14 protein-coding genes are annotated in these 17,889 nt (G+C 55.6%); 6 read left to right on the forward strand and 8 right to left on the reverse strand.

Annotation, left to right across the window (positions count from 1 at the left end):
* Positions 1–339: 339 nt before the first annotated feature.
* A complete protein-coding gene (locus CKQ54_RS19685; protein WP_167459675.1) occupies positions 340–1,401 on the reverse strand; it encodes a DUF1615 domain-containing protein in 1,062 nt (353 codons plus the stop codon).
* A gap of 176 nt (positions 1,402–1,577) precedes the next feature.
* Between CKQ54_RS19685 and CKQ54_RS19690 the strand changes: the two genes are divergently transcribed.
* Both CKQ54_RS19690 and CKQ54_RS19695 read left to right on the forward strand, forming a co-directional pair.
* A complete protein-coding gene (locus tag CKQ54_RS19690; protein WP_120161491.1) occupies positions 1,578–2,306 on the forward strand; it encodes a DUF3053 domain-containing protein in 729 nt (242 codons plus the stop codon).
* Positions 2,307–2,396: 90 nt separating this feature from the next.
* Positions 2,397–2,669, forward strand: a complete 273-nt coding sequence (locus CKQ54_RS19695) for a hypothetical protein (protein ID WP_113875950.1) — start codon at positions 2,397–2,399, stop codon at positions 2,667–2,669.
* Positions 2,670–2,738: 69 nt separating this feature from the next.
* Here CKQ54_RS19695 and CKQ54_RS19700 read toward each other — a convergent pair whose 3' ends face one another.
* The 4 genes from CKQ54_RS19700 to CKQ54_RS19715 form a co-directional block, all read right to left on the reverse strand.
* Positions 2,739–4,361, reverse strand: coding sequence for a sensor domain-containing diguanylate cyclase (locus CKQ54_RS19700; protein WP_244220232.1), 1,623 nt, complete (start codon positions 4,359–4,361; stop codon positions 2,739–2,741).
* 69 nt (positions 4,362–4,430) lie between these two features.
* Positions 4,431–4,910 carry a 2TM domain-containing protein gene (locus tag CKQ54_RS19705; protein WP_112288955.1) on the reverse strand — a complete coding sequence of 160 codons (480 nt, stop codon included), beginning with the start codon at positions 4,908–4,910 and terminating at the stop codon, positions 4,431–4,433.
* A gap of 112 nt (positions 4,911–5,022) precedes the next feature.
* Entirely contained in the window at positions 5,023–5,514 is a 492-nt protein-coding gene (locus tag CKQ54_RS19710; RefSeq protein ID WP_120161488.1) for a GNAT family N-acetyltransferase, read from the reverse strand.
* Between the two features lie 16 nt (positions 5,515–5,530).
* On the reverse strand, positions 5,531–6,439 hold the full coding sequence (locus tag CKQ54_RS19715; RefSeq protein ID WP_120161486.1) for a LysR family transcriptional regulator: 909 nt from the start codon (positions 6,437–6,439) through the stop codon (positions 5,531–5,533).
* Between the two features lie 114 nt (positions 6,440–6,553).
* Between CKQ54_RS19715 and CKQ54_RS19720 the strand changes: the two genes are divergently transcribed.
* The 4 genes from CKQ54_RS19720 to CKQ54_RS19730 all read left to right on the forward strand — a co-directional run bounded on the left by CKQ54_RS19720 (position 6,554) and on the right by CKQ54_RS19730 (position 8,543).
* A complete protein-coding gene (locus CKQ54_RS19720; protein ID WP_120161484.1) occupies positions 6,554–7,798 on the forward strand; it encodes an MFS transporter in 1,245 nt (414 codons plus the stop codon).
* 97 nt (positions 7,799–7,895) lie between these two features.
* Positions 7,896–8,045, forward strand: a complete 150-nt coding sequence (locus CKQ54_RS25555) for a hypothetical protein (protein ID WP_167459610.1) — start codon at positions 7,896–7,898, stop codon at positions 8,043–8,045.
* Positions 8,046–8,069: 24 nt separating this feature from the next.
* Positions 8,070–8,177, forward strand: a complete 108-nt coding sequence (yniD, locus tag CKQ54_RS19725; RefSeq protein WP_013574326.1) for a small membrane protein YniD — start codon at positions 8,070–8,072, stop codon at positions 8,175–8,177.
* A 123-nt stretch (positions 8,178–8,300) separates the two neighbouring features.
* Entirely contained in the window at positions 8,301–8,543 is a 243-nt protein-coding gene (locus tag CKQ54_RS19730) for a hypothetical protein (RefSeq protein WP_208644594.1), read from the forward strand.
* A 21-nt stretch (positions 8,544–8,564) separates the two neighbouring features.
* Here CKQ54_RS19730 and recD read toward each other — a convergent pair whose 3' ends face one another.
* From recD to recC, 3 genes are read right to left on the reverse strand one after another with little or no spacing between them, the layout of a single operon-like run.
* The gene (gene recD / locus CKQ54_RS19735) at positions 8,565–10,616 is read right to left on the reverse strand and encodes an exodeoxyribonuclease V subunit alpha (protein ID WP_120161480.1); all 2,052 of its coding nucleotides are present in this window, start codon (positions 10,614–10,616) and stop codon (positions 8,565–8,567) included.
* Positions 10,613–14,326, reverse strand: a complete 3,714-nt coding sequence (gene recB / locus CKQ54_RS19740; protein WP_120161478.1) for an exodeoxyribonuclease V subunit beta — start codon at positions 14,324–14,326, stop codon at positions 10,613–10,615. Before recB ends, recD begins: the two co-directional genes overlap by 4 nt.
* Positions 14,323–17,781 (reverse strand): exodeoxyribonuclease V subunit gamma, encoded by a 3,459-nt coding sequence (gene recC, locus CKQ54_RS19745; RefSeq protein ID WP_120161476.1) that lies wholly within the window; start codon positions 17,779–17,781, stop codon positions 14,323–14,325. The genes recB and recC overlap by 4 nt, the downstream gene beginning before the upstream one ends.
* Positions 17,782–17,889 lie beyond the last annotated feature (108 nt).

The following is a 17,889-nucleotide window of genomic DNA, read 5'->3' on the forward strand; positions in this document are numbered from 1 at the left end:
TATGATGCCATAGGGCAATATAGGTCTGTTTTTATTTGAAATACTTATGGATGCATCAGAGAAGGAAATTCGTCGGAGAAAGGATTTGCTATATCACTTGAACCAGGAACTGCTTTACTAAAATGTCTTACATAAATAGGTCTTAACCACAAACCGTTGACGCTATTTACACATAGTGGGATTTATTAAGCAAGCGTTAATTTCATCGGAATTATATTCATGGGATTTGTATTTCTGTATGAAATATCGCACAGCCCGCCGCTGACGGTGGCTGCAGCCTGATCAGGAGGATATTAAGCCTGCCAATATCTGACAGGCTTTAAAAATCTTTACCTTACATTAGCTGGCGTTAGCGCGTTTTACACAGTCCGCACGTCGCCCGTCTACCCGTTTTGCGAACCAGGCGGTGGTCAGTTTGCGGGTGATTTTTGGACTTTCCAGCGTAATCCCCGGCAGCATTTCACGCGGCTGACGTTTACCGGTGGTTTTATCCGCCAGTGCATAAACCTGCTTATAGAGCGTCGTGTCTTCGAATTCCAGCTGCTCACCCTTCTCCAGCGCTTTACGGATTGCGCCGTTGCTGATATCCAGACGTTTACTCAGCGTGCGGACCGCCAGCTCAGTGCTGCCCGGTTTATCGGTGCCGTAGTTTATCAGGTCGCCGTCCAGCGCCAGCGGAATGCCAGACACTTTACTGACCGCGCTCTGGAACGCAGCGTTACGGCTGGCGTACCAGCCGGCATTGAAATCAGCAAAGCGGTAAAGTGATTGCGAGTAGTTTGCCGGATAGCCCAGCAGATGCTTCACACCGAACCACACACCGCCACGACGGCTGAAGACTTCGTGGCGAATTGAGCCGTCAATTTTATACGGATATCCCTTAGCATTCTGCTCAGCGAACGCGATGCTGACCTGCATCGGACCGCCGGTATGCACCGGATTCAGGTTGCCAAACAACGTCTGTCCCATCGGCACCATATCAATGAAGTCATCGAAAATCGCGCTCAGTTGCTTCTCTGTTTTTACGTTATCCAGTCGCTCGCTGTAGGATTTTCCGTTCGGCGATTTTAACAGCAGCGCGGTATGCACCAGGAAATGAGGCACATGAACCGCATCGGCGCGACGGTCGATTTCTTTCCACGCAATTTTGCCTAAGCCCGGCACAGGCGCATCGGTATTGAAATTGGATTCCTGCTGCGCAACCGCCAGCACCGAACAGATGTTTTCGGTAGTCGCCGGAATGTTTTGCGTGGTGAATGCGGCGGTAATGTCTGTCGCCCAGCCTTTTTTGTCCGGCGCGCTGGCAGGCATCAGCCGCACAATGTCCGCTTTCACATCATGCGGATTTTGCGCCGGTGCCTCACTTTTTTTCGTTGATGTACAACCGGCAAGGATCATCATAGCCAGCACTGGCGCAATGTGTTTTATCGAAAATGACTTATGCTTCAAAGTTATACATTCCCTGAATTAATGACTCTGAGAGTGACGTTAACGAAGATAGCCATGCTGATCTAGCAAAAAATTATCTTTATGCGTTAAGGTTAAAGCTCTGATGATGGAGATAAAGGAACAAGGAAATGATGCATTCTGCGACCCGGACAACACCCCTGCACCGCGTATTTTTGCTGCCTTTTATGCTGTTACTGATGATGTTTGCCCTCAGCGGCTGTGGCGATAAAGAGCCAGCACAGCGAAAAGCATTCATCGATTTTCTTCAGACCCGTATTCTGGATAAACCCCTGCTCGCCGTGCCGCAGCTGACCGAGGCGCAGCAGAAAGAGTTTGGCGATTACAGTAAAGATTACGCCATCATCACCGGCTTTCATCATCAGATGAATATTGAACTGGATTCCTCACTGGTGCCGGTGTTTGCAGGGATGAACGGCGTCAACAGCGTCAATAACCTGCTTGAACAACGCGACGATTTAAAGAAAATGGCGGACAGCAGCGAAAGATGGAAAGAAAAAATCACGCTGCTGAAAACGCAGGCCGACACGCAACATGCGGCACTGAAACAGCCTGATGATCTGAAAAAAGTCTATGACCAGGCTTACGATAAAACCATCGTTCAGCCTTCGGCGATCACCGGACAGGTATTCGACTTACTGCCGCAGGTGCTGAACCTGATTGTCGAGAAAGCCGATTTCATCAAAAGTCAGGGTAAGAATGTCACCATCACCGGCAACCGTCTGCAATTTGCCAACCAGAAGCAACTGGATAAATACAATGCTATCCAGCAAAAGCTGGTGCCACTGAATGCGCAGCTGATGCAGCTGAGCCGCCAGATGCAACAAATGGTGCGTTAAACCCGCAGCCAGCATACAGACCGCCGTAAGGCGGTTTTTTCATGGCGGTGCTTTTGTTATGGTGTGCGGCAATTAAATAAGGAGACACCTATGAATGACGATACCCTGAACAAACGCGTTGATCAGCTCGAGCGCGTAAACCGTGAGCTTCTGGTGCAGATTTCTGCCATGCGCCTGCTGTTTGGCAGCGTCGGCAATGTGCTCAATGCCAGCCAGGAAAACGCGTTTACTATCGCCGTGAATCAGGCGCTGGAAGCCAACCGCGCTGACGTCGCGAATCAGGCAGATCTCGATGAAGCCTCGCGTAAATTCCGCGAAGATGTCTTCAAGTGCACAGAGTCTTTATTACCGGGCTCGCGCTAAAACACAAAAAAGGCCCGGGCAATCTGCCTGAGCCTTTTCATCGCTATCCGTTATTAAAACCATCCGCTATTACAGATTGATTACCCGATTACGCCCTTCATTCTTGGCCTGATACAACGCTTTATCCGCCGCTTTCAGTGCGCCGTCGATGTTATCCCTGCCGGGATAGAAATGCGTAACGCCGAGCGAAATCGTAACGTTGCCCGCTCCCTCAAAATGATGAGACTCGACCTGACGCCGTAACCGTTCCGCCAGCTGTATAGCCTGCGTGACTGACGCGCCGGGCAGCAGTAAAAGGAATTCTTCGCCGCCCATGCGGCACAGCAAATCCCCTTCCCTTGAGCTGTCCAGAATCAGGCGTGCAAGCTGTGTAATCACCACGTCACCGACGTCATGGCCGTAAGTGTCATTAATTTTTTTGAAGTGATCGATATCCAGCGTAATGACCGCAATCCGTGAAACCTCTGTCAGCTGTTTATCCACTAACTCATAAAAACCGCGCCGGTTCAGCAGACCGGTCATCGGGTCGGTATGCGCTTCGGTGCTGAGCTTTTCGATGCGCTGATGCAACAGTCGTATCCCCTGCAACATCACGGTTTTCAGCTTAGACGATTCATAGTACCAGGCGTTGATTTGCTCAATTTCCTGAGAAACGTCCTCTGAATCCATCGTATCAGCACGGGACGCGAGCTGGCGAAGCGGCATCGAAATATAGCGCGTCAGCAACCAGATGCAGATGAAAACAAGAATTACAATCGGCAGCGTGTAGAGCAATACCTGCATCATCACGTTATACAGCAGCACCACATCGGCCCTGGCGGGATGCAGCACCAGCACCGTCCAGCCCGCCACTTCCATGGCGGCGAAACCCGCCAGCGACGCCTCACCTTGCAGATTGTCCATAAGCAGAAAACCCTGCTCACGATCGCCTAACAGCGCCTTATTCACATGGCCCTGCGGCACGCTTTCGATCCATCCCGATGCGTCGCGATACAACACATCGCCCTCGCGGTCGATGACATAGATATAGGCGTCTTTGCGGTAATTGCGGGCATTAATCAGCGTATCGACGATACTGCTTTTGCTGAGATCAATTTCAGTCGCCAGGTACCCCAGATAACCGCCGCGCGCATTACGAATGGGCGAGGAAAGCACCATGATGTGATTGCCTTGCGCGGTGCGAAACGGCGAACTGAGCACCGGATTTTGGGTTGAAAGTGCTGCTGTATTGGCGCCGGATACCAGTTTTAAACCGACCATCTCCGCCGAATTTCGGGAGGCCGCGCGCACCACACCGGTTTTATCCACCACCAGCACCGAGCTGAAACGCTTACTCTGTACCTGTAAACGGTCAGCTTCTTCGGTGATGGCATCTCTATTATCAAATTCATCACCCAGCAAATCCGCGCTGTAGGCCACCTGTTTTTGTGCCGCATTGAAAAACAGATCGGCCGTCAACGACAGTCTGGCCGCATACGACTGACTCGCCCGCAATGACGATTCGATGAGAAGTTTTTTTTCTACCTGAAAAATTGCCAGATAACTGGTGAGCAAGGTAATAACCGTACTCACCAGCGCCAGAAGCAATATCAATCTCTTAAGATCAAAAGCAAACCGCCGGTGCTGCCGCATTCTCTGTCCGTTGAGCAAATGACCACGAATATTACAGAGGATAGCAGTATGTTTACTCATGGTTTTGATATGCCGCAGTCAGGACGGTTTTACTGGCGATTAAAAATTGCACATTGGCCTTTTTACTGCTCAGGGTTTGCGGATTAACTTCTGTAAACGCGCCTTCTGCCAGCGCTCTACAGTTCCCCGGAAAACAAAAATGCGTAAACCGCGCAGCAGCAGAATACCGCCCCAGATACATAGTGGCCATGCGAACCAGAAGGAATCCGGCGAGGTGTAATGGTTAAGCGCGAACAGACCCGCATTGACCACCGCCCACAACAGAACAGAGCGGTAAAAACTGCTTTCCTCCGCCACCTGTTGCCTGGCTCTTTCAATCTGATCGTCAAGCGCGTGTTCCGGCGAATTGCCATCTCGCGTATCGTTTTCCGTCAGTTCTGAAACTTTGATGTCAAACGCTGCTGCGATAGCACCAAGCGTGTCGAGGCTGGCCTGTTCGCCGTTCTCAATGCGCTGCACTGTGCGAACGCTGAGCGAAGAAAGCTCTGCCAGTTGTTCCTGAGACCATGCACGGGAAATCCGAAGTTGCCTGATTTTGCTCTGATTCATAATTAATCCTTAGAGTGAATGTTGAACACCTAATCAGCATGCAACGCCGGATCAGAAATCAACACGACAGCAACCTGACACAGACACGACAGCCCGCTGACAGCCTTAGTGATCAGAAAGTTAGCCGGTAAAACTTACTGTCTACCGCCATCAGCGGAAAAGCTTCCGGCAACGCGGATACCGGTATCTCCTGAAATCCGTTCTTTTCATAAAAACGATGGGCCGCCAGAAATTTGTCGGTCGTGCCCAGAAAAACGTCTTTCACTTTTTCAGCCTGTGCATGTTGCAGTAACGCCTTCAGCAATAATGCCGCCACGCCGTAATCGCGGCCACGATAAGGCGCGCTCACAAACATTTTGCGCAGCGCCGCCTGAGCATTGCCGATATCTTTCAGGCCCAGCGTCCCCACCACTTTTCCGTCACAGCGGGCGATCCAGAAATCCCCGGTTCCGCGCTGATAAAACTGCGGAATATCGTGCAAATCTGGCTGCTGCTGTTCGCTTATCGGAATGCCAAATTCCTGATTCTGGATCGGCAAAATCACCTCAATCACGCCGCGCTGGTCTGCGGCAGAAAAGCGTTCAATTAAAACAGAATGATTCATCGCACACTCCCTGAGTTTAATTAGGACACAGCAGTGCCAGCTCCGGGTTTTCAGGGAATACCCGCTCGCTGAAAAAGTCGATTAATACCCGAAGTTTCGGTGTCATATAACCGCCCGACGGCCACAAAATAAAAAAGTCGGCACTGCGTTTCACGTACTCATCCAGCACTGTCACCAGCTGCCCGCGGGCCAGTTCTTTGCGGATACTGAAATCCGGCAGACAGGCGATGCCCAACCCCTGCAGGGCAAAGCAATGACGCGTTTCTATATTATTGCAAACCATCGAAACCGGCAGCGCTAAATCCTGATATTCCGGCAAAGGCCAGGATTCGAGTTTTCCGCTATTCGGAAAGCGGAAATGCAGACAACGGTGATCGGCCAGATCATGCGGTTTCGCAGGCCTGCCATACTGCTCAAAGTAAGCCGGTGCGCCGACCAGCAGATGATGGAAAGTGCCGAGCTTGCGCATCGATAACCGTGAATCAGCCATCTGACCCGTTCGCACCACGGCATCGAAACCTTCTTCCACCACGTCAACAATGCGATCGGTGAAATCCAGATCCAGTTCAATGTCGGGATAACGGCGCATAAACTCACCCAGCACCGGCAACAACAGCGTGCTGACCTGCGGCAAACTCAGCCGCAGCCTGCCGCGCGGACATTCCGACAGTTGCGACAGCTCACTTTCTGCCGCCTCGAGCTCCGCCACAATGCGCCGGCAACGCTCCAGAAACAGCGAACCTTCCGCCGTCAGCGTCACGCTGCGGGTACTGCGGTGAAACAGCCGCACATTCAGTTTGGTTTCCATCCGCGAAATGCTTTTACCCACCGCCGACGCGGAAATCCCTAAGATACGCCCGGCGGCGACAAAGCTGCGGGTTTCCGCCACATGCACAAACGTATTCAGGCTGCTAAGACTTTCCACCCTCACCTCCGATTGCGGACATCAGCGTCCGCATACTCTGGAAATCTACCCTACTTTTTCCGCAACAGGGAGTTCTCTATCGTGATTTAACTTTTTCAGAAACTGAGAGACTCCATGAACACTGCTCTACAAAAATCCCCGCTGCCGCTTTCGGCTTTACTGGCGATGGCGCTGACTGGCTTTATCGCCATCATGACTGAAACCCTGCCCGCCGGATTACTGCCGCAAATCGCCGACGGTCTGAATGTTTCGCAGGCCATGGCCGGACAGTTAATTACGCTGTATGCCGCCGGTTCGCTGATGGCGGTGATCCCCCTTGCGGCGCTGACCCGGGGCTGGAACCGCCGCACGGCATTATTGACCGCCATCGTCGGCTTTCTGGTTTTCAACACCCTCACCACTTTTTCCACGCATTACATGCTGACGCTTGTTGCCCGCTGGATGGCCGGCGCTGCGGCAGGGCTGGCGTGGGGTTTGCTGGCAGGCTATGCGCGGCGGATGGTGCCGGTTGAGCAACAAGGGCGGGCATTGTCAGTAGCGATGGTCGGCACACCGCTGGCGCTTTCCGTGGGTGTCCCGCTCGGCACCTGGATGGGTTCTTTACTCGGCTGGCGGATGGCGTTCGGTGTGATGTCAGCGCTCACGCTGTTTCTGGTGGTCTGGGTTATCAAAAAAGTACCGGACTATCCCGGACAGGCCGCCAGTCAGCGCCAGTCGTTGCTTCATGTGGTGATGATGCCTGGCGTGCGCAGTATTTTACTGGTGATCCTGCTGTGGATGCTGACGCACAATCTGCTCTACACCTACATTGTGCCGTTCCTGCACTTATCCGGTCTTAGCGCACGGGCTGACCAGATATTACTGGTCTTCGGCATTGGCGCGCTGGCAGGCATTGGCATCACCGGCCTGCTGGTTGACCGGCGCTTACGCCAGACTCTGCTGTTCAGCCTTCTGCTGTTCGCACTGATTTCGCTGACGCTGGTGTTTTTCAGTCAGTCTCCGGTGATGGTGGTTTTGTGCGTGGCGCTGTGGGGACTGACATTCGGCGGCGCGGCGACCTTACTGCAAACGGCTATCGCAGATGCCACCGGTGAACACGCCGATATGGCGCAGTCGATGGTGGTCGTGGCGTGGAATCTGGCGATTGCGGGCGGCGGCTTAACCGGAGGGATTTTGCTGGAAACCGTCGGCGTTAAAACTTTTCCACAGACAATGCTGATTCTGCTGGCGGCAGGACTGATTATCGCCTGGCGAGCTAAAAAGCACGGATTCCGTCCCGGTGCCCGTCATGCAAAAACTGCACAAAATCCTAGTGAGCAGGAACAGGATCAAAGTTTAGAAACGGCTGGAAAGGTATAATTTCCTAAACCTTTCCGGAACCAGATGCCTGAATATCTGCCGGAAGCCACTTTTTCTGGCAGACTAAAAAACAGGCAAAACAGAAACAATGAGAACAATGGAAGCACGTAATAAAGCCGTTATACTTTTGTCAGTGATTCTCGCCGCAGCCCTGCTGCTGGCAGCGTTCGAATGGCTGGCAGATCAGGCGGTGCCTGAACTGAAAGAGCAGGTTATTCACTATGTGGATGAACACATGGCGCACTAAAATGCCCTGATGGCAGGAGGAGTTATGGTAACGAAAAGGATGATGACCAAACACTGGAAAATGGTTGTAGTGCTGCTGTGTATCTGTGGCGCATTGATGCTGTTGCGCTGGGCGGCGATGATCTGGGGGTAAAGTTTTGCAAATTTGCCCCATAACCACTGGTTAAATAATCAACAACCCGGCCGGCGGGCTTGAAACCTTCTGCTGCGCAAGCCAGAATATCCTTAGTGTTTTTTAAGAGCCTGCCGCCTGCTTATGAATAACCGCAAACCTCGTCGTCCCCACGGGCGATGGACCTATTACATTATGTACGAAGACATTCTGTGGCCCTGCCCGGTTCGCTGGGAGTGGGAAAATGGCTACGGCGGCTGGCTGCCTTTTTATTACTCACCGACGCTGGAATTTGTCGCAGGCGATCCGGACAAAGCCACCAAAGTGGCGGGCAACAAGGCCCGCACGCTGAGTAAACCGGTCAGAATTCACGCATACGAATACTGATTGCTTCTCTTCTGCAAAGCCTTACTCGCTTTCGATCAATCCGCTGGCACGTAACACCCGCCGCTTCACGGCCTCCGGCAATACCGCATTCACGCCTCCGGCACATCCCAGACTGAACCAGTGACGCGCACGTGTGATACCGGTGTAGATCAGCTCGCGGGTTAATATCGGGCTCAGATTTTCCGGCAGCAGCAGCGCGGTATGGGTAAATTCCGATCCCTGCGATTTATGCACTGTCATAGCAAACACTGTTTCCACCGACTGCAAACGCCCCGGCATGACCCAGCGGATATCCTGAGTACCGTCTCCGGCCAGAAACGCCACCCGCAGCACCGGCACGACTGAACCGTCTGCCAGCCGGTGCGGAATTTCCAGGGTGATGCCGATGTCGCCATTCATCAGGCGCTGGCTGTAATCATTACGGGTCACCAGTACCGGACGTCCCGGATACCAGCCGACCGAAGCTTTCAGCAATCCTTCTTTATACAAAATTTCAGCGATGCGCTGATTAAGTCCTTCCACGCCCCAGCGCCCGCCACGTAAGGCACACAGCAACTGAAACTGACTGTAGGCCAGCAGCACTTTGGTCGCCCAGCGGTTGAAGGCTTCCGGCGGTTCGTCGTCCGCAGGCCGCTCCCTGATCATCACGTTGAGATAATGCTGATAACCGACCGGAGGCTCGGTGCCTTCGCGTTTTGCCGCCGCAGGAAACTGCGCTGCGCTGCCCTTCACCACCCAGTTGCGCAGTTCGCTGTCATCGTCAGCGCTTAACGTCAGTTGTGCGAGATCGGCATATCCGTGTTTCCAGACCTGTTTCAGCGCGTTAACGTCCCCGTCGTTGACCGCTTCCGCCAGCTGGCCGATGCCGCTTTGTGCATCAAAACGGTAACTGTGGCGCAGCATGACGACCGCCTGATCCATCGCTGTGCCTTGCGGATCCACCAGCGTATCCGGGATCTGCTCACCGGTCGCACTTTGCAGCCAGTCGCGGGTTTGCGGCAGATAATGTCCGCCCGCCGCACGCTGGCATAATTCACTCAGCAATGCGCCCGCTTCTACCGACGCCAGCTGATCTTTATCACCGAGCAGGATCAGGCGCGCATGATCTGGCAACGCCGCCAGCAGCGCCGCCATCATTTCCAGATCAACCATCGATGCTTCGTCTACCACCAGCACATCCAGCATCAGCGGATTTCCCTGATGATGGCGGAAATGGCGGGTATCGGGGCGGCTGCCCAGCAAACGGTGCAGCGTGACCACTTCCGTATTAATACTCTCACGCACATCATTGCCGTTACCGAGCCCGCTGAGATCCAGCTTAGAGACCGCACCGGCAATCGACTCATTCAGACGCGCCGCCGCCTTACCGGTTGGTGCGGCAAGGCGGATACGCAGCGGCTGGCCGGAATCCTTCAGCGCCAGTGTTTGCAACAGCGCCAGCAGACGCACCACCGTCGTGGTTTTCCCGGTGCCCGGTCCGCCGGTAATGATGCTGAACGCGTTGACCGCCGCCAGCGCACAGGCCAGTTTCTGCCAGTTAACGGTGGCAGAATTCACCGCCGGGAATAGTGCCGTCAGCGGTGCCTGTAAGGTTTGCGCCGGTAATGTGTGCAGGGCACTGCGGGTCAGACGCTGTTCTATCGCCGCGCGCACATTCTGTTCGTACTGCCAGTAACGGCGCAGATACAGGCGCTGCCCGCTCAGCACCAGCGGAGAATTCCCCTCGCCATGCCCGACCAATGTCGGGTGCGCCAGCGCCGCCAGCCATTCCTGCAAACTCAGGTCGTCCAGCACTGCCGCAGGGCGGATCACCGCGCCGTCAGCGTGATCGCCTTCCGGTGGCAGCGAGAGTGAAAATGCGCTGTCGTCGAGCGTGGCCTGCAAATCCAGACACACATGTCCGCGCCCCAGCTGATAGCTGGTCAGTGCGGTCGCCAGCAGTAATAACGGGTGCGCGTCCGGTGCTTCTTTTGCCAGAAACGTCACCAGTGCACGATCCAGTTCCCGCAGCCAGCCACATTCCACCCAGCTCGCCAGCAGTTGCGCAAGCGCTTCACGGCTGTTGATTTTCATGCGTGTTCCTCCGTGCCGCTGAACAGAGCGTCGAGTTGTTCCATTAAGGCTTTATCCGGTCGCTGAACGCAGACGCCGTTACCCGGCGCGTGGCTGCCGCGCAGGAATAAATAGACTGCGCCGCCGATATGCCGGTCGTAATCGTAATCCGGTATGCGGGATTTCAGCAGGCGATGCAGCGCAAACAGATACAGTGAGAACTGCAAGTCATAGCGGTGATCGCGCATGGACTGCGTCATATTTTCCTGGTCATAGCCGCTGGCGTCATCACCGAGCCAGTTGGATTTATAATCGAGCACGTAATAACGCCCGTCATGTTCGAACACCAGATCGATAAAGCCTTTCAGCATACCGTTGAGGTCTTCCGCCAGTAACGGCGCACGCTCCGCGCCGTCTAGCGTATATTGCTGAACCAGCGTGTCGAGACGTCGTGTCGGCACCTTTGTCAGCGAGAACCAGAACTCCATTTCAACCTGATACGGCGGCAGTTTTGCCAGCGTAAACGTATTGCCTCCCGGCAGCGGTAAAGGCTGCGTCAGCATCGCGGTCAGCCAGCCAGTCAGCGGCACAATCCACTTTTCCCAGCCACGCGTATTGCAACGTCGCGCAACCTGATCGGCAATCCTTTCCGGGTCTGCCGCCAGCGCCGCAAACCCTTCGTCACCCGCCCATTCCAGCAAACCGTGCAGGAAATTACCCGGCGCAGGGCCGCGCGGGAAGGCATACAAATTCTCGCCGGTCATAGGCTGCGACAGTTCATGCAGCGGATCCTTCACTGGCTCCTTCGCACTGTTTTGCGTTTTCTGATCTTCCAGATAACTGTCCTGCGCGGCACTTTCGATTTCTCTCTGCGGCTCGCGGTTCAGGGTCTCCGGCATGATATACGTGCCTGCCGGCGCAATTTGCAGACCGGAGAAACTCGACACCCACCAGCGCGGCCCTTTATGCAGACGCAGCGGCGGACGCGGCCCGAGTTCCGGCAATGTCTGCTCGCTGCGATATACCGCGCCGTCAGATACCGGCAACGGCCACGCGCGGATATGCGCCGTTTCCAGTGCCTGCAAACTGGCAGGAAGCGCCTCAGCATCCATCGCCTCGCCGCCGTTAAGAAGGTCACTGAAAAATAAATAACCGGGTGCGCTCTTTTCAAACTCTTTCAGCGGGGCCATGCCCAGCCACAGCGCGTAACGCGAACGGGTCAGCGCCACGTAAAACTTACGCAGGTCTTCTCCCAGACGCTCGCGGTCAGCCAGCACCAGTTGCTCATCAGATGCACTCAGTGCCACTTCCAGCTCACCTTCAGGCGTATGCCATTTCAGCGGTGAATCCTGCTTTTTCACGGCGCGGAATGCACAGGCAAAGGGCAGGAATACCAGCGGATATTCCAGACCTTTGGATTTATGCACGGTAACCACTTTCACCAGATCCGCATCGCTTTCGAGACGCAGTTTGCGGGCATCGCCGCCCTGATGTTCGTCCTGACACTGCTCCGCCAGATAACGGATCAGCGCATGTTCACCATCGAGCTGCACGCTGGCCTGTTGCAGCAGTTCAGAAAGATGCAGCAAATCAGTCAGCGCGCGTTCGTCACCACGCCCGAGCAGACGGCGCGGCACGTCGAATTCCCACATCAGACGGCGCAGCATCGGCAGAATGCCCTGTTTGCGCCAGCAGGTTCGCAATGCCTGAAACTGCTGAACGTAGCGTTCCCACTCGTTTTCATCCTGATTCAGCCGGTCCAGCGCTTCCCAGCTCAGGTTCAGCGAAGGCGTCCCGAGAGCCGCGCGCAGCAGACGATCGTTTTCCGGCGCGGCACAGGCCGCCAGCCAGTACTGTAATTCGCCTGCCTGCGCACTTTCAAAAATCGATTCTTTATCAGAAAGATACACGCTGCGCACGCCACTTTTCGACAGCGCGAGGCGTATCGCCGCCGCTTCACGGCCGGTATTCACCAGCACCGCGATATCCCCCGGCATCACCGGTTTTAATATTTCACCAGGCTGACCGAAACCGGCGGAACCCTGCTGGCCAAGGCGCAGCAACTGGACGATTTTCGCCGCACAGCCTTCTGCCATCAGCTGAACGTATTGCGTTTTAGGCAGCGTTTCCGTCTGATTTTCGGGATACCACAATGTCAGCGCAGTGGCTTCGGCATCGTCAATGACCAGCGTGTCGGCTCGTCCTTTGGCTGCTACCGGCAGGAACGGCACCTGATTTTCATCACCCTGACGGAAAAGGAAAGCGCCCTCGCCGGCGCGGCGGTTTTCGGCTAATTCGAACACTTCATTAACTGCCGCTACCATGGCGCGGGTGGAACGGAAGTTGGTCGCCAGCGTGTAGTGGCGACCGCCGGTATCGCGGCGGGCGCGCAGATAGGTATAAATGTCCGCACCACGGAAGGCGTAAATCGCCTGTTTCGGATCGCCGATCAGGATCAGCCCCTGCTCCGGCACGTTTTCTGCCACACGATAGACGGTATCAAAAATGCGGTATTGCAGCGGATCGGTGTCCTGGAATTCGTCGATCATCGCCACCGGAAATTGTGTGCGAATGATCTCCGCCAGCCGCGCACCGTTGTCGCTGCGCAGGGCAGAATCCAGACGGGTCAGTAAATCGTTGAAGCCCATTTGCGCGCGTTTCTGCTGCTCGAGGTCAAAACGATTTTTTATCCAGCGGCAGGCATGTTGCAGCAAACCGCTGCGCGCATCCGGCAAACTTTCAAGGCGGGATTTCAGGGTTTCCATCGCGGTCAGCGCCGGATGCGCAGGCGGTTCGCCCTGCTTCCACGCATCTTTTAATCCCGCATGAGTCAGACGATCCCAGCCTTTGCCTAAATCAGGTTTAACGTCATCTGTGGTTGCCCAGGTGTACAGCTTTTCCAGCCACGGATTGAAAAATCGCGCCTGAATTTTTTTGCCATCGACCACTTTCGCCGCCACTGCGCCTTCCAGCAGGATGCGAAGTTCCTGCGTCCATTGCGGCCAGTCTTGTTTCAGCGCGGCCAGTTCAGCCGCTTTCTGGTTGTTCACCGTTTCGACCACGTCGGCTGGCGTCTGCTCTGAGCCAAGCTCTTCAGCGTATTCTAGCAACGGCATCACGCTGCGGTGTAAATCTTCCGGCGCACGCCACCAGCCACGCAGCGTGCGGATTTCCTGCTCACTCAGCGGGAAATAGAAACTGCGCCAGTAATCGCGCACCACGTTCATCAGCAGTTCGGTCTGATCGGTTTCCAGCGTCTGGGTAAACAGGCTGTCGCTGTCGAATGCGTGCTCGCCGAGCATACGGTTACACCAGCCGTGAATGGTGGAAACGGCGGATTCATCCATCCATTCCGCCGCCAGTTGCAGCTTACGGGCACAACCCGGCCATTGCTCCGGTGAATATTCCTCGCGCAAATTTTGCAAAAATTCGTCGCTGTCTTTTTCCGCTTCAGGATTACCTAAAAAATATCCCGCCGCTTGCGACAAGCGCGCACGGATACGGTCACGCAGCTCTTTGGTTGCTGCATCGGTGAAGGTCACCACCAGAATTTCCGGCGGCGTCAGCGGACGGCTGAAAGCATTATCCCCGCCGTGCCCGAGCACCAGCCGCACATACAGCGCGGCGATGGTAAAGGTTTTGCCGGTACCGGCGCTGGCTTCAATCAGGCGGCTGCCTGTCAGCGGAAAACTCAGCACGTTCAGGGTGGATGGCAACGTCTGCTCCGTCATTCCTTCGCTCCTTTTTTGCTGCGTGCCAGATGATTTCTCAGCGGTGCCAGCAGGGTATCGGCGAGACGGGCAAATTCACCGTCCGACCAGAGTGCGGCGAAATCCGGCCACGCGCGGGCCAGATAGGCGTTACTGTCACGCTCACCAAATTTCATGTTCGCCGGGTCATGATTTTCATAATTGTCGCGGGCGGCAAACCAGGCATCACTGTCTGGTGCGCTGTGCTCCGTGCCCTCTTTTTTCAGCCAGACAAACCCGGTTTTCACTGCCAGCGGCAACGGACGCAGCTGACCCGCTTTCCACGTTTCAATCAGCGTTTCCCACACATTGCGTGCCTGTTCAATATCCAGAGGCGGCAATTCAGCCGTGCCGTTTTTACTGACAATCACTGTGTGCATCGGCTTTCCGTCGAGATGCCCCGCGATATGCGCGACCCAGTAAGGCAGCAGCCGGTCGAAGCGGTAAGCACGATCTTTTATGATGCCGATACTTTCCAGCACCACGCGCGCGCGGTCTCCCGCCGCATTTGCCCGCAGTTCACTCAGCCAGTCGGAGAACATCACGCCGCCGGTGTCATCTTCCAGCGCCTCATTTGCCAGCGGTTGCGGCCAGTTATCGAGTACCTGCTGATAACTGGCAAACAAGGTGTCCATCGGCTCGGCCAGATCTTCACTCAGCACCGCAGCAAATTCTCCCGGTGCCAGCTCGCCGCGCCGCTCAATGCGTTCGAGTTGCTGACGTAAAACGTCCTGACGCGAAACACCCGCTTCCAGCGCCCATTTCTGCGCGCGGATCAGTTCGTCCTGCAAGCGCCAGTTTTCCAGCGCATTAATGTCGAACGGCTCCTGATCTTCACTGCCGGGATCTTCCAGCTCGAAATAGATATTCAGCCGCTGACGAAAGAAACTGCGCACCGGATCCGACAGAAAATCCGACAACTGACGCAGCGTCAGCGCACCTTCCTGTTCTACCGGTTGCAGCGGTTGTGCGGCCACGGACGCAGCTTCCGCTTCAAGTCCGGCGCGCCATTCGTGGGCATAGCTGAATAACGAACTTTCCTGACTAAAATAGTCGCGGTTGAACGGTTGCAGGCGATGTTCAACAGTCAGCGCATGCAGCAAATCTTCGCCGTTTTCGGCTTTCCAGCCTGCCGCCAGATGATCACGCAACTGCGCCACCAGCACGGACGGCGGGCGTTCGGTGTTGTCATGAATGCTGCGGCCTACCCAGCTGATGTGTAAGCGTTCACGCGCTGAAAGCAGCGCTTCGAGGAACAGATAGCGGTCATCTTCGCGCCGTGAACGGTCACCGGGGCGGTAATCACGCCCCATCAGATCGAAATCCATCGGCACGCGGTTACGCGGATAATCACCGTCGTTCATCCCCAGCAGATAGACGTGGCGGAAAGGAATGGCACGCATTGGCATCAGCGTGGCGAAGGTCACTGCGCCGCCGAAAAACGGTTGTGTCAGGCCGGACTGGTCAAACTGCGCCAGCCAGTGATCGCGCACCACCGACAGCGGCAGTTCAGCCTGCAGTTCAACGCTTTCGCAGGCTTCCAGCCAGGTTTCCAGTTCGCCGTGCAGACGCACTAAAATAAAGCCGTCTTCGCCGTCATCTTCGGCAAAGTATTGAGAAAGGATCGTGCGCAGGCGCTCGCCCCATACCTGTGGCGCGGCAGGTTCCCGCAACTGACGCCAGGTGTCATCAAGGCAGTTCAGCAGATGCGACAGCGGACCGATCAGCGCCGCATCCAGCCCGCCGATTTCATCCAGCGGCTCGATGTTTTCCCAGGCTTCGCCATTGCCTACCGCGTAACCCAGCAGCATACGTTGCAGGCCAAAGAACCAGCTGTTTTGTTCCGGCGATAACGGCAGCTCAAGGCTCTGGCGCTGTTCCGCATGCAGCCCCCAGCGCACATTGGCGGCGCGGATCCAGCGGTGCAGCAGCGGGAGTTGTTCTTCCTCAATGCCGAAACGCTGACGCACGGACGGTACGTCGAGTAAATCCAGCAAATCGCTGACCGCAAAACGCGACTGCGGCAGTTCCAGCAGGCTTTCCAGCGCACCGAGTAACGAGTTGTTCTGGCGCGGTCCCTGATCGGCAACGGTGAACGGGATGTAGCGCGGATCGCTGCGCTCCGTCAGGCCGAATACCGCCTGAATGTGCGGTGCATAGCCGTTAATATCCGGCACCATCACGATGATATCGCGGGCTTTCAGCGTCGGATCTGCCGCCAGCGCCGCCAGCAGACGGTCGTGCAGCACTTCCACTTCACGCTGGGCGCTGTGCGTAATATAAAAACGCAGGGAATCGTCATGCTGAACATCTGCCGGAGGCCATTCATCGATCGTTTCAGCCAGCGGGCGCAGCTGCAAAATATCTTCCTGCAGCTGATGCAACAGGGTATCGGTACCGTTCGACGTAAAGAGATCGATGCGCGGGATCACCGGCGCCAGCTGCGAGGCATAGGATTCGTGGTTGTCATATTCATTGAGCAGACCGATATAGTCGCGCCCCTGCTTGCCCCACGCCGCCAGCAGCGGATGGGCATGCTGATGGAGTTCATCTTCGGCAATCACCTGCGGCATGCCCGGCTTACGCAACTGGCGTTTGCGTTCCGCACGCAGCAGATCTTTATCGGCGATGATATCGCTCCAGTCGTGCTCGCACGGGTTATGCACGCACATAAAGATGTGTGTCCAGCGGCCCAGCACTGCCAGCACTTCAAGAGATTGTTGCGGTAACGAGGAGATGCCAAACACCACCAGCCGCGCGGGTAAACCAGCCGGACGCTGGTCTTCAGGAAGGGTTTGCGCGTGTTGCAGGAACCGCTGATGCAGCGCCGCACGGCTGGTGTTGCGCTCGTTTTCAGGCACATCCGCCAGCAGCGCACGCCACAGTTGCGGCTGCCACAGCAGGTTTTCCGGCAACGGATCGCTGCCTGTGCGGCTGGTGCGCAGCACGTCCAGCCCGTTGCCCCAGTCTTCCAGCCAGTCAGCGCGGTAAACCTGATACTGGTCGAATAAATCCGCCAGACGTTGTGAAAGCTGATGCAGCTTGCGCATATCGCCGTCATCTTTTAAGAAACGGGCCAGCGGCGCAAACACCGGTTCGGCAAGCAGTTCTGGCAACAGGCGGATGAGACGCCAGGTCAGCAGCGGACGGTCGAACGGCGACGATTCCGGCACCTGTTCTTTGCCGAGCACCGCACGGTATACCTGCCAGAAAAAGCGCGCCGGTAGTTTGATATCCAGCGCCGCCGCAATGCCGCAACCGCCATCTGCCACATCGCGCGCCAGCGCCAGTTTCAGCCACTGATTAATGCCGTTGCTTTGCACCAAAATCACTTCGTTTTCCAGCGGTGAAAGCGGATGCGCCGCCATCCACGAGACCAGCACGTCCCTCAGCGCTTCTGAGTGATTTCCGTGTAATACCATCAAACCTGAATTCACGCCCGCATCCCTTGTTATCGCCTGTCAGGGTTGAGATTTTGCGTTGATTTGGAAAGGATTGAAAGGACAGAAAAGAAAAGAGGCAGGGCCAGAAGACATCCTCATCCC

Origin of the sequence: Rahnella variigena, from assembly GCF_003610915.1 — a bacterium.
GTDB lineage: Bacteria > Pseudomonadota > Gammaproteobacteria > Enterobacterales > Enterobacteriaceae > Rahnella > Rahnella variigena.

What these genes read in the sequence shown, in the direction of transcription:
- CKQ54_RS19695 (WP_113875950.1), top strand. Translation starts at nt 2,397, where the DNA reads ATGAATGACGATACCCTGAACAAACGCGTTGATCAGCTCGAGCGCGTA.
- CKQ54_RS19685 (WP_167459675.1), bottom strand. Translation starts at nt 1,401, where the DNA reads ATGATGATCCTTGCCGGTTGTACATCAACGAAAAAAAGTGAGGCACCG.
- CKQ54_RS19690 (WP_120161491.1), top strand. Translation starts at nt 1,578, where the DNA reads ATGATGCATTCTGCGACCCGGACAACACCCCTGCACCGCGTATTTTTG.
- yniD (WP_013574326.1), top strand. Translation starts at nt 8,070, where the DNA reads ATGGTAACGAAAAGGATGATGACCAAACACTGGAAAATGGTTGTAGTG.
- CKQ54_RS19705 (WP_112288955.1), bottom strand. Translation starts at nt 4,910, where the DNA reads ATGAATCAGAGCAAAATCAGGCAACTTCGGATTTCCCGTGCATGGTCT.
- CKQ54_RS19730 (WP_208644594.1), top strand. Translation starts at nt 8,301, where the DNA reads ATGAATAACCGCAAACCTCGTCGTCCCCACGGGCGATGGACCTATTAC.
- CKQ54_RS19710 (WP_120161488.1), bottom strand. Translation starts at nt 5,514, where the DNA reads ATGAATCATTCTGTTTTAATTGAACGCTTTTCTGCCGCAGACCAGCGC.
- CKQ54_RS19720 (WP_120161484.1), top strand. Translation starts at nt 6,554, where the DNA reads ATGAACACTGCTCTACAAAAATCCCCGCTGCCGCTTTCGGCTTTACTG.
- CKQ54_RS25555 (WP_167459610.1), top strand. Translation starts at nt 7,896, where the DNA reads ATGGAAGCACGTAATAAAGCCGTTATACTTTTGTCAGTGATTCTCGCC.
- recB (WP_120161478.1), bottom strand. Translation starts at nt 14,326, where the DNA reads ATGACGGAGCAGACGTTGCCATCCACCCTGAACGTGCTGAGTTTTCCG.
- recD (WP_120161480.1), bottom strand. Translation starts at nt 10,616, where the DNA reads ATGAAAATCAACAGCCGTGAAGCGCTTGCGCAACTGCTGGCGAGCTGG.
- CKQ54_RS19700 (WP_244220232.1), bottom strand. Translation starts at nt 4,361, where the DNA reads ATGAGTAAACATACTGCTATCCTCTGTAATATTCGTGGTCATTTGCTC.